Origin of the sequence: Pelomonas parva (genome assembly GCF_043555835.1) — a bacterium.
Classification (GTDB): Bacteria; Pseudomonadota; Gammaproteobacteria; order Burkholderiales; family Burkholderiaceae_C; genus Pelomonas; species Pelomonas parva.
Map to the genome: position 1 here is coordinate 405,780 of NZ_JBIGHV010000004.1, position 11,399 is coordinate 417,178.

The 11,399-nt window shown below is 72.3% G+C and carries 11 protein-coding genes; 5 read left to right on the plus strand and 6 right to left on the minus strand.

Annotated features, from left to right (window positions below; genetic code table 11):
• Positions 1–145: 145 nt before the first annotated feature.
• Positions 146–1,423, minus strand: coding sequence for an efflux RND transporter periplasmic adaptor subunit (locus ACG00Y_RS12570; protein ID WP_394479255.1), 1,278 nt, complete (start codon positions 1,421–1,423; stop codon positions 146–148).
• Between the two features lie 179 nt (positions 1,424–1,602).
• On the opposite strand from ACG00Y_RS12570, the gene ACG00Y_RS12575 reads away from it, so the two are divergent.
• From ACG00Y_RS12575 to ACG00Y_RS12585, 3 genes are all read left to right on the plus strand, one after another.
• Positions 1,603–2,712, plus strand: a complete 1,110-nt coding sequence (locus ACG00Y_RS12575; RefSeq protein WP_394479256.1) for a DJ-1/PfpI family protein — start codon at positions 1,603–1,605, stop codon at positions 2,710–2,712.
• A 247-nt stretch (positions 2,713–2,959) separates the two neighbouring features.
• Entirely contained in the window at positions 2,960–3,643 is a 684-nt protein-coding gene (locus tag ACG00Y_RS12580; protein WP_394479258.1) for a response regulator transcription factor, read from the plus strand.
• On the plus strand, positions 3,640–4,848 hold the full coding sequence (locus ACG00Y_RS12585; protein ID WP_394479260.1) for a histidine kinase dimerization/phospho-acceptor domain-containing protein: 1,209 nt from the start codon (positions 3,640–3,642) through the stop codon (positions 4,846–4,848). The genes ACG00Y_RS12580 and ACG00Y_RS12585 overlap by 4 nt, the downstream gene beginning before the upstream one ends.
• Before the next feature lie 122 nt (positions 4,849–4,970).
• Here the strand turns inward: ACG00Y_RS12585 and ACG00Y_RS12590 are convergent, their stop codons facing one another.
• The 5 genes from ACG00Y_RS12590 to ACG00Y_RS12610 all read right to left on the minus strand — a co-directional run bounded on the left by ACG00Y_RS12590 (position 4,971) and on the right by ACG00Y_RS12610 (position 9,820).
• On the minus strand, positions 4,971–6,224 hold the full coding sequence (locus ACG00Y_RS12590) for a DUF1501 domain-containing protein (protein WP_394479262.1): 1,254 nt from the start codon (positions 6,222–6,224) through the stop codon (positions 4,971–4,973).
• 9 nt (positions 6,225–6,233) lie between these two features.
• A complete protein-coding gene (locus ACG00Y_RS12595; protein ID WP_394479263.1) occupies positions 6,234–7,739 on the minus strand; it encodes a DUF1800 domain-containing protein in 1,506 nt (501 codons plus the stop codon).
• Positions 7,740–7,903: 164 nt separating this feature from the next.
• A complete protein-coding gene (locus ACG00Y_RS12600) occupies positions 7,904–8,275 on the minus strand; it encodes a response regulator (protein WP_394479265.1) in 372 nt (123 codons plus the stop codon).
• A 143-nt stretch (positions 8,276–8,418) separates the two neighbouring features.
• Positions 8,419–9,180, minus strand: coding sequence for a DNA-binding transcriptional response regulator (locus ACG00Y_RS12605; RefSeq protein ID WP_394479267.1), 762 nt, complete (start codon positions 9,178–9,180; stop codon positions 8,419–8,421).
• A 10-nt stretch (positions 9,181–9,190) separates the two neighbouring features.
• Complete coding sequence (locus tag ACG00Y_RS12610) at positions 9,191–9,820, minus strand: helix-turn-helix domain-containing protein (protein ID WP_394479269.1); 630 nt, start codon at positions 9,818–9,820, stop codon at positions 9,191–9,193.
• An 89-nt stretch (positions 9,821–9,909) separates the two neighbouring features.
• Between ACG00Y_RS12610 and ACG00Y_RS12615 the strand changes: the two genes are divergently transcribed.
• Both ACG00Y_RS12615 and ACG00Y_RS12620 read left to right on the plus strand, forming a co-directional pair.
• Positions 9,910–10,560 carry an HD-GYP domain-containing protein gene (locus tag ACG00Y_RS12615; RefSeq protein ID WP_394479271.1) on the plus strand — a complete coding sequence of 217 codons (651 nt, stop codon included), beginning with the start codon at positions 9,910–9,912 and terminating at the stop codon, positions 10,558–10,560.
• 17 nt (positions 10,561–10,577) lie between these two features.
• Positions 10,578–11,369 (plus strand): ABC transporter substrate-binding protein, encoded by a 792-nt coding sequence (locus ACG00Y_RS12620; protein ID WP_394479273.1) that lies wholly within the window; start codon positions 10,578–10,580, stop codon positions 11,367–11,369.
• The last annotated feature ends 30 nt before the right edge of the window (positions 11,370–11,399 follow it).

Consider the following 11,399-nt stretch of genomic DNA (forward strand, 5'->3'; position numbering starts at 1 on the left):
TGTGCGGTTCAGGGCCTCTTCTTTGGTGACTTTCTTCTGGCCCCGCAGAAGAAAGTTACCCGGCCGCCGGGACGGACTCCCGGCAATGCAGCGATCAGCAGCACTCTCCGCAAAAGCAACCCGATCAAACATCACGCCCAAACCCTCAATCCGCAATCAAGACGCGCTCCGCGCCCTTGAAGTTCTCCGCCCCGGAGATGACCACCCGGTCCCCCACCGCCAAACCAGAGATCACCTCCACCCGGTCCAGCGACCGAACGCCCAGCTTCACCGCGACCTTCTCCGCATGCCCGCCCCGCACCACATAGGCATGGCTGCCGCCGCCCTCATCCACGAAGCTGCCCCGCGCCACACCCAGCACCTTGTCCCGCCTATCCAGCAACACCCGCACCGACAACCGCTGGTTCTGCCGCAACTGCTCCGGCTGCTTGCCATCAAACCGCAACCGCGCCGCCACCTCGCCATTCACGACCTCCGGCGACACCGAACTGACCAGCCCGCGCCACTGCTGCCCATTGCCCGAGATCTCCCCCGGCATCCCCGGCTGCAGCTCGCGCGCAAAGCTCTCGGCCACCTGCATCTGCACCTCCAGCGCCGACAGGTCGATGACGGACAGCAGCTTGGCGTCACGGGCGACGTTGGTGCGGTCGGCGATGAAGAGCTGGCCCACCTGACCGTCCACCGGGGAACGCACGGCCAGCTCCGTCACCTGGCGCTCCAGGTCGGCAGCCAGCAGCTGCTGGCGGGCCAGCGCGCTCTGCTTGGCCTGCACGTCCAACCTGAGGCTGTCGGTCTTCAACCCGCGCAGGCCCGCGGCCTGGTCCAGCGCCAGCTTCGCCTTGGCCAAAGCGTCCTGCGCACGCTCCACCTGCATGCGCGCCGTGGCGCCGGCCTCGAAGGCCTGCGTCTGGCGGGCCAGGTCGTTCTGCGCCGTCTGCTGGTCGATGCGGGCGTTCTCGAACGCACTCTGCAACGCGGCGGACTGCTGGCGCGCCTCGACCTCGGCGCGCGCCAGGTCGGCCCGCAACGCGTCGACCTGGCTGCGCTCCTGCGCGAGGCGGTTGGTCAGCTCGGGCGAGTCCACACGGGCCAGCACCTGGCCCTGCTTGACCGGGTCGCCCGCGCGCACGACCAGCGTCACGGTGCCGGCACCGGGCGCGAACAGCGTGGGGCTCTGCGCGGCGACGACACGGCCCTCGCCGGCCACGTCGCGCGTCAGCGGGCCGATGTCGACGGCGGCGATGTTCAAGCGCGCGGCGCTGACGGCCGCATCGGCGGACAGCATCTGCTTGACGCGCCCGCCGCCCAGCAGCGCGATGGCGGCAGCAATGGCCACGCCGGCGATGACCAGCACGGGCCAGCGCCGAGACCGGGTGGCGAGCGGACGGTCCTGTTCGGAGGTGTCGCGGAAACGGGTGTTCATGGCCAGGTAGTTCGCAAGCCATGTGCCAGCGGCCCGGTCGTTATGAATCAATCACTTGGCGCGGCGGACGGTGTCCGCGGACAGTGGGCGGACAGTCCGGGCGCGGCGGGCGCCTCTTGACTTCCGCTTCACATCGGCCGAGCACATTGGCGGCACCTCAACTACCCAGGGCTCCCACCATGCGCCGCCTCCTGCTTGCCGCCAGCCTCACCGCGTCCCTTGGCCTGCCCGCCATAGCTACCACCACCGCACCCAGCGTGCTGCTCGTCATCTCCAGCGAAGGCCGCTCCGAGGGCACGACCATCAGCCGCCCCGGCTTCGAGATGGACGAGTTGGCCATGGCCTGGCTGACGCTGCGCGCCAACGGGCTGCAGGTGCAGATCGCCAGCCCGGCCGGCGGCGCCGTCGTGGCCGACCGCCACAACCCGCGCGACGACCACATCGCTGCATTCCTGGCCGATGCCGACGGTGTACGCCAGCTGCAGCAGACCCGCCGCACGCAGGACGTGAAGCCCGGCGAACACGCGGCCATCTTCCTGATCGGCGGCAAGGGCGCGATGTTCGACCTGCCGCGCGACACCGCACTGCTCAACCTGCTCGCGGCCCACCAGGGCGTGCTGGCGGCGGTGTGCCACGGCCCGGCCGCGCTGCTGCAGGTGAAGACGCCCGACGGTCGCCCGCTGGTGGCCGGCCGGCGCATGACGGGCTTCAGCGACGAAGAGGAAAAGCTGTTCGGCAAGAAGTGGGCGAAGGAATACCCGTTCTGGCTGGAGACTCGGGCCCGCGAGCTGGGTGCGAAGTGGGAGGAGGCGCCGCTGATGAGCCCCAAGCTGGTCGTCGACGGCTCGCTGGTGACCGGGCAGAACCCGTTCTCGACGACGCTGGTGGCCGAGGCCATCGTCACGCAACTGGGCCGCACGCTGCAGCCGCGCACGGCCTTCCGCGACGAGGCCAGCATGCAGCTGGTGACGCGCTGGCTTGCCGGCGAGCATGGCGGCGTGCGCGCTGCGCTGGCCGCCGAGCCCAAGCGTTTCAACACCGACCTGATCGCCATGCTGGGCTACTACCAGTTCGAAGCAGCGACCGACGACGCTGCGCGCCGGCAGGCGCTGGCCGTCATGGAGCTGGCCGCCCCGCACATGGCGCACGCGCAGTTCCGCCTGGGCCTGGCACGCGCCTATGCCAAGCTGGCACAGCCGCAGCAGGCGCGCGAGGTGCTGACCGCGCTGCTGGCCGCCGACCCGGCCAATGCCGAAGCGCGCACTGCGCTGGAGAAACTGGCTGGGTAGCCCTGGATCAGGCAGCTGACCGCTTGCTATTCATCGAAAGTCTCATGGCATCAACACGCTGGCGACAGGGCGACGTTCACCACTTCGATGAACAGCGCTGCGCGCCCGCTGGTCTGGCGCTTCGAGCCGCTGGCGGCGTTGCTTCTCCTCGTGGGCAGAAGCCCACTTCGTCGGCGCGTCTTGCCAGCGGCCCGCCTCGCCCGCCCCTCGGGCGCGCCCAACTGCCGGATCCAGGGACACTGCCCACATGCCGCACCTGCTGCTCGTCGAGGACCACGCCCCGCTGCGCGAGCAGATCGCCGCGCTGCTGCGCGCGGCCGGCCACCGCGTGACCGAGGCGAGCGACGGGCGGCTCGCGCTGCAGGCCGCGCTGGGCGACGCGCCCGACGTGCTGCTGCTGGACATCGGCCTGCCCGGCCTGGACGGGCTGCAGCTGTGCGAGCAGCTGCGCGCCGCCTCGCCCTGCCATGTGCCAGTGCTGATGATCACGGCGCGCGACACGCTGCCCGACAAGCTGGCCGGCTTTGCCGCCGGCGGCGACGACTACCTCGTCAAGCCCTTCGACGGCGAGGAGCTGCTGGCGCGCGTGCAGGCGCTGTCGCGGCGCGGCCAGGCCGGGCAGGACTACCTGCTGCGCGTGGGCCCGCTGAGCCTGGACCGGCGCGCGCAGGAGGCCTTTCGCGATGGTCAGCGGCTGGCGCTGCCGCCCACGCCGCTGGCGATCCTGCGCCTGCTGATGGAAGCCCACCCGCGCGCGCTGACGCGCAGCCGCCTGATCCAGCGGCTGTGGGACGACGAGCCGCCCGACTCGGACCCGTTGCGCAGCCACATCCACCAGCTGCGGCAGGTGATGGACAAACCCTTCGACCAACCGCTGCTGACCACGGTGCACGGCATCGGCTACCGGCTCGACACCGGGGACACGGCATGACGCTGCAGCGCCGCCTGATGCTGGCCTTCGCCGCGTTCACCCTGGTGGTGGCGGCGCTGTTCGGGTTGTTCGCGATGGCCTTCACCTACGTGGTGGAGGACGGCTTCATCGAACAGCTGCTGCACCGCGAAGCCACGCGGCTGCGCGCCGAGCATGTCCGCGACGGGCGCTGGCCGGCGCCCGTCAACACACCGATGCCGATGCAGGTGCATGAGCAGGCCGCCACGCTGCCCGCCGAAGTCGCGGCGACGCTGGCCGACGAGCCCGGGCGCCGCGAGGTGCCCGGCGCCGAAGGCCGCCACTACCACCTGCTGCCGCTGGTGCGCGAGGGCCAGCCGCCCTGGCTGCTGGCAGAAGTCAGCAGCCAGTTGATCGTGCGGCCCATGCGCGCCGAGCTGCTGCGGTGGCTGGCCGGCTGGGGGCTGGCGGTGGTGAGCCTGGCAGGCCTGCTGGGCTGGTGGCTGGCCCGCCGCGTCAGCCGGCCGCTGGCGCGGCTGTCCGAGCACATGCGCGCCGCGCGGCCGCAGGCCTTGCCGCGCCTGCCCGGCGGTGAGCCGAGCGACGAGATCGGCGACATGACGCGCAGCCTGGACGCGCTGCTGGGCCGCACCCGCGACTTCATCGCCCGCGAGCAGTCCTTCAGCCGCGACGCCAGCCACGAGCTGCGCACGCCGCTAGCCGTGCTGCGCATCGGCCTGGACCGCCTGCACACACAGGCAGACGCGGCCCAGCGCCGCGAGCTGCTGCCGCTGCAGACGTCGGTGCGACTGATGGAGCAGACGGTGGCGACGCTGCTGATGCTGGCGCGCGAGCCGGCCACCGCGCCGGTGGCGCCAACGCCCATCCTGCCGCTGGTGGAGGACTGGGTGCTGGCCCATGCCGCCGCGCTGGACGCCCGGGCGCTGCACATCGACTGCCAGCTCGGCCCCGCCGACGCGCTGGCGCTGCCCGCGCCGGTGCTGCAGCTGGTGCTGGCCAGCCTGCTGGCCAATGCGCTGACGCACGGGCAGGCGGGCGGCTGCATCACGATCGGCTGGCAGGGCGGCAGCCTGTCGCTGCGCAACCCGGGCGCGGGTGATGCGGGAGCGGGATCAGGCCTCGGCCTGGGCATCGTGCAGCGGCTGCTGGCGCAGCACGGCGGCACGCTCGCCTTCGAACAGGCGGGCGGTCAGACCGAGGCGCGCATCGAGCTCGACCGACCGTAGGCGGTCGTCAGACGCTCAGCGTCGCCACGAGGAACCAGTAGGCCAGCACCGCAACGCTCAGACACAACGCAAAGGTCGCCGAGTTCTGTCTCATGGTGTCCTCCAGTCGTTGCGGCGCCGCCTCAGCCGCGCATCAGCTTGTCCGCATGGCGCCAAGTCTGCGGGGCTTGAGGAAACACTGTTGCCAGTGCGGCTTCCGACAGCCCCAGGTGGCGCTGCAGCAGCGGCGCCAGCACCTGGCGGAAGTCATTGGCCACGGCCAGGTCGCGGCCGTCGGCGAGCGCGGGCTTGTCCAGCCCCGGCCAGTCGCCCAGCACCCGGCCGCCCGCCACCGGGCCGCCCAGCAGCCACATCACGTTGCCCCGGCCATGGTCGGTGCCGCCGTTGCCGTTCTGGCGCAACGTGCGGCCGAACTCGCTGACGACGACGATGACGGTGTCCTTCAGCGCATCGCCCAGGCCCAGGCTGAGCGCGTCCAGCCCCTCGCTCAGGCTGGCCAGGCGGTTGGCGAGCTGGCCGCGCGAGGCGCCCTGGTTGACGTGCGTGTCCCAGCCACCCACGGCCGTGAAGGCGAGCTGGGTGTGGGCGTCCTTGCGGATCAGCGTGCCCAGCCGCCGCGCGTCGGCCGCAAAGCTGCGGGCGGAAGGCGCGCCGGCGTCGGCGCTGGGGTCCATGGAGCGCTCGCCCGGCGCCATGCCCGAGGCCATGCTCCTGGCCATCTCGCCCCGGCCCTCGGTCGTGTCGCGCAGCGTGCCGCTGAGTTGGGCGTCGTTGGCGTAGAGCTTGGCGAGACCCGCCTGCATCTGCGGGTTGTCGATGGCGCGGCGCTGCAGGGCGTTGGGCCCCAGGCCCAGGCTGGCGACGCTGGCGGTGCCGGCAAAGATGCGTGGCGGCGTGCTGCCCTGGGAGATGGCGCGCGTGGGCGCGGGCTCGCCGGGCAGCGCGGCCAGCAGGCGGTTCAGCCAGCCATCGGGCGTGGACTTGCGGCCGGGCGTGCCGGACTCCAGATAGTCCTGTGCGTCGAAGTGCGAGCGCGTCGGGTCGGGCGAGCCGCTGGCATGCACGAAGGCGAGCTGGCCGCCGTCCCAGTGGCGCTTCAAGGGCAGCAGCGCGGGGTGCAGGCCGAACAACGAGTCCAGCTTGATGAGGCCGTCCTCGGCGCCGGGCGGCGGCAGCGCGATCTGCGGGCGGCTGGCGGCGTATTCGCGCTCGCCGTAGGGCGCGACGACGGACAGTCCGTCCACCGCACCGCGCAACATGACGACGACGAGTTTTTTCTGTCTGAACTCACCGTTCTGGCCCTGGGCGCGCACGAGAGAGACCGGCAGGCCACCCAAGGTGAACGCGCCGAAATGGAGGAGTTGACGACGGAGCATGGCGGGTCCTTAGCGCTTCATGAAGTCGGGGCTGGCGAGCAGCAGGGCGACTTGCTGGCCCGCAGGCTCGGTCGCCAGCGTGCGGCGTGTCGGCGCACTGACCGAAGCGCCCAGCGTCGTGCCGAGCCTATCGGGTGTGACGCCGCTGCGCTGCCCCAGCGTCGTGGCCAGCTGCACGCGCTGCGTCAGCGCCTCGGGGTTGCGCCAGGCAGCGGCCGTGTTCTTGTAGCCGTCGGGCGTGACGGCACCGTAGAGCGGCTGGCCGGCCTGGACCAGCGCCTGCTGCAGCGGCTGCGGGTTGGCCAGCGGCAAGTCCAGCGCGCGCATGCTGGACAGCAGGTACTGGTAGGGCGTCTTGAACTTGGCCTGCCAGGCGCTGCGGCTCCAGAACTCATCGGCACGGATCAGCGTGCGCGTGAACTCGCGCAGGTCGCCGCCGGTGGCGCGGAAGTTGTCGGCAAGCTTGTCGACGAGGGGGGCCGGCGGCTCGTCGGCGACGAAGGCCTGCGCGAACTTGCGCGCCAGGTGGCGGGCCGTGGCCGGGTGGGCGGCCAGCACGTCCAGCGCGCGCACGCCTTCACTCATGCCCGCGCCAGCCACCGGCTGGCCGAGCCAGGTCTTGCCGCCGTTGTCATGGCGGCGCGCGTTGAACTCGAAGGCGTCACCCGCCCCCTGGCGCTGGTCCACGCCCCAGCCGGTCAGCATGCGCGCCAGCTCGGTCACGTCGCGCTGCGTGTAGCCGCCGTCCACGCCCAGCGTGTGCAGCTCCATCAGCTCGCGGGCGTAGTTCTCGTTGAGCCCGCTGCGGCGCTCCGCACCCGGGCGGGCGGTGCCGGCCGCCACGCTCTGCGCGTTGTCCAGATAGATCAGCATGGCCGGGTGCCGGGCCGTGGCGCCCAGCATGTCGCGAAAGCGCCCCAGCACATGCGGGCGGATGGCGTGCTGCTCATAGTCCGCGATCAGCACACCCACCGCGTTCTTGCCGGCGAAGACGTTGAAGTGGTTGAACCAGAACTCGGCCAGCACCTCCTCCAGCTGCGCCGGGCTCTGCAGCGCGCGCGCCAGCCGCGCCGTGGCGGCCTGCTGCACGAGGGGGCGCACCTGCTCGCGCACGGCGTTCAGCGCGTCCATGCTGGGCGCCTCGCCCTTGGCCTGCTCGCGCCGCGCCTCGCGTGCGGCCCTGGTGGCCTCGCGGTAGCGGCCCAGCAGTTCGCCCTGGCTTAGCTTGAGCACCTCCAGGCCGGCCAGGCGCTCGGTCAGCGCGGCGGGCTGGGCCAGCCGGCGCGGTTCGAGCTGCTCGGTGAGGAAGCGCTCCAGCCACTTCTCGGCGCCCTGCTCGGCGATGGCCGCCGCATCGGCCGGGCGCGGGCCGTAGCCGAGCCGGTTTAGCGCATGCAGCGCGCGCTCGTCGGCGCTCAGGGCAGGGCCGGGGGCGGCCAGGCCGGGGCGGGCCAGCAGGGTCGTGCCCGCAAGGGCGGCGGCGCTGCTCAGCAGCAGGCGGCGGTTCTTGTTCATCGGCGGTCTCCGTCGTTGGGGCGAAGGATCACGCCGAACGCGCAAGGCCGTGTGGCCGATGCGCAAAGATTTGTGTCAGGGCAAGCATCGCCGCCCCCTCGGGGGTTGAGGCCGGACGCGGCGTGCCCAGTGAGCGCGGTGCGCCTGCCCTCGGTCGGGGGACTTCACCCCAACCAGCGCTCCAGGCTACGCAGCGTCGCCGCCAGGTCCAGCGGCTTGGACCAATAACCGTCGAAGCCGCCTCGGCGGGCCAGGTCGGCGGCGAGGTATTCCGATTCCGCCGTCACCAGCAGCGCCGGCACGGTGGCCGCGAGGCCGGCCTGGCGCAACTCGCCCAGCAGCGTGTCGCCGGTGGCATCGGGCAGGCGCTGGTCGCACAGCAGCAGGTCGACACGCTGCTCGGCCACCAGGCGCAGCGCCTCGGCGCCGCTGCGCGCGACCTGCAGCCGCAGGCCAGGCCGCAGGTCCAGGATGCCTTGCATCAGTAACGCGTTGACCGGGTCGTCCTCGACGTAGAGCACGGCGTGCATCGTCATGACGCCCAGCAGTGGCCCGGGCCGGCAAGGGGCAGGACAAGGGCGGCGCGGCGGCAAAAGGGGGTCATGGTCGACTTGCTGAAATGAACTGCGGTGATTATCAAATTTATTGATATCACTGCACATCGCAACCCACACCTGATTCAGGTGTCAGGGCCGGATTCGCCAAATCCGCCGCGCCGCTGGACGCCAAGACCGGCCAGGCCGTCGGCCAGCGCGGCCCAGCGGCCAGCCAGGGTCTGGTCGCCCGGGCGCCCGTGTTCGAGCGCCGCCTCCAGCGCGCCGGCGTGGGCGGACAGCCCCGGCTCGCCCAGCATCTCCAGCACCGCCTTCAGCCCATGCGCCACGCGGCGCAGCGTGGCGGCGTCGGCGCTGGCAAGGGCCGCGTCGCCCTGGGCCAGGTCGTCGGCGAAACGCGTGATGCAGCCGGCGCGGAAGCTGTCGTAGAGCGCCTGGTCGCCGCCGAAGTGCGTGTGCACCGGGCCGGCCCCCTTCACCGCCGGCGCGGCGGGCGGGGCCAGGCGCAGCAGCTCGGCCACCGTGCCCAGCAGCTCGGCCAGCGGCACCGGCTTGCACAGCGTGCGGGCGACACCGCGCGCGGCCAGCGCGAGGTGGCGGTCCTCATGCACGCCAGCGCTGAAGACAACCCAGGGCGGCGCGCCGTCGGCCAGCGCCAGGCCGTCGGTGAGCAGCACCTCGGCCGAACCGTCGGGCAGCATCAGGTCGCTGATGACGAGGCTCCAGCCGCCGGCCGCCAGCGCCGCGCGGGCCTGGGCCAGGTTGGCCACGGCATGCAGTTCGACGGCCGGCGCGGCGGGGTCGTGGCCGGGCAGCTCCTCCAGCGCCAGCTCGACGAAACGGCTGATCGAAGCATCGTCCTCGATCAGCAGCAGGCGGGCGGCCATGCCGGGCGCGTCAGTTGGCCAGCGGGGCTGCGGCGACCTGGGCCAGCAGCGGCGGCAGCTCGGTGACCAGCGCGGTCTTGTGCACCACCGGCACGCCCTCCAGCGCGAAGCGGTAGGGCGCGCGCTGGGCTTCGTCCAGCGCGGTGACGACGATAAGGCGGGAGCGCGCGAACTGCGGGTGCGAGCGCAGGCTGGAGATCAGCGCCGCGCCGTCGATGCCGGGCAGCAGGATGTCGATGAGCAGCACGTCGGGCTCCAGCCGGCCAGCCAGCGCCAGGCCGGCGATGCCGTCGGCGGCGACGTGCAGGTCGGCGTCGGGCAGCTCGCGTTTGACGATCAGGCTGATGAGGTTCTGGAAGTGCACCGAGTCCTCGATCAGCAGCAGCGTCGTCGGCCGCCCGGCGCTGGCCGCAGCCGGCCCAGGCGTCACCGGCGTCGCGGGGGTGGCGCCGCGCGCCGCCAGCCAGGCGTCCAGCGAACTGCGCAGGATGCGGCGGTGGCCGCCGGGCGTCTTCCAGGCCTGCAGGTCGCCGCGGTCCACCATCAATTGCACGGAACGCACGGCCAGGCCCAGCCGCTGGGCGGCCTCGGTGGTGGAGCAGGTGTCGGGGACGGTGGGGGTGGGTTGCACGCGTGGCATTTTGCCGAATTTGCCAGCGCATGCCGAGTGGGGCATATTTGATAGAAACGGTTGCATTCGATAATTCAGGCGTCTGACCGGAATCTGCCATGCCCTCACCCGCCCTCCCCGACACGTTGGCGCCCGCCAGCCGCGCTGCGTCGACGCCTCTGCAGCAGGCTGCGGATGCCCGCCACGAAGCCGACGCGCGCGCCCACCGCGTGCGTCTGGGTCATCTCGCCGAAGCCCTGGCGCGCCACCTCGGGCTGGATGCCGACACCGCACAGCTGCTGCGCCTGGCCGCGCCGCTGCACGACGTGGGCGAGACCGACCCCACAGCGCCCTTCGAGCCCGCCTGGCCGCTGACCTCCGCCGAGGAGCGCCGCCGCCGCCACGCGCAGCCACAGCGCGGCGCGGCGCTGCTGGGCAGCTCGCGCCTGCCGCTGTTCGCGCTGGCCGCCGAGATTGCGCTGCACCACCGCGAGCGCTGGGACGGCAGCGGCTACCCGCAGGGGCTGCGCGGCAAGGCGATCCCGCTGTCCGCGCGTATCGTTGCGGTCGTGGACTATTTCGACGCCTTGACGATGCACCGCCATTTCCGCCCGGCGCGCGCCGACGACTGCGGCCTGGCGATGCTGGCCGAGCAGGCCGGCAGCGCCTTCGACCCGGAGATCGTCGCCGCCTTTGTCGCCCACGCGCCGGAGCTGATCGCGCTGCGCGACCGCATCGACCCGGCCGCGCCGCCGAGGGCCGGGGCTTGAGGCTGGCGCGGCGTCCGATGACGCGCGCCACCTTGTGCGCCGCCGTGGCCCTGGCGGCGGCAAGCGCCGTCGCTGCGCCGCCCACGCCGGTCCTGCAGCAAGTCCAGCAACGCGGCGAGCTGCGCGTGTGCATCTGGCCCGACTACTACGGCGTGTCGCTGCGCCACCCGCGCACCGGCCAGCTCGCCGGCATCGACATCGACCTCTCGGCCGCCCTCGCCGCCGACCTCAAGGTCACGGCGCGCCATGTCGATTCGTCCTTCGCCACGCTCGTCGACGACCTGCTGCAGGACCGCTGCGACGTGGCCATGTTTGCCGTCGGCATGACGCCGCAGCGCGCCCGCCAGTTGCGCTTCAGCCGGCCCTATCTGGAGAGCGACATCTACGCCGTGACGACGCGCAGCAGCCGCGTCGTGCAGCGCTGGGAGGACCTGGACCGCCCCGGCGTGCGCGTCGCCGTGCAGGCCGGCACCTTCATGGAGCCCGTCATGGCCGGCGCGCTGCGCCATGCGACGCTGGTGATCGTGAGCCCGCCGGACACGCGCGAACGCGAGCTGGAGGCCGGCCGCGTCGACGCCTTCATGACCGACTACCCCTACAGCCGCCGGCTGCTGGACGGCGCCGACTGGGCCCGCCTCGTCGCGCCGCCGTCGCCGTTCTTCGTGACCCCCTATGCCTACGCCGTCAAGCCCGGCGACGCGGCCTGGCTCGGCGTAGTGGACGACTTCGTCGCCCGCATCCAGCGCGACGGTCGGCTGAAAGCGGCCGCCGACCGCCACGGCCTGGGCGCCATCGTCCGATCGCGCTGAAATGAATACCAGCACCGTAGGGCAGGTCGC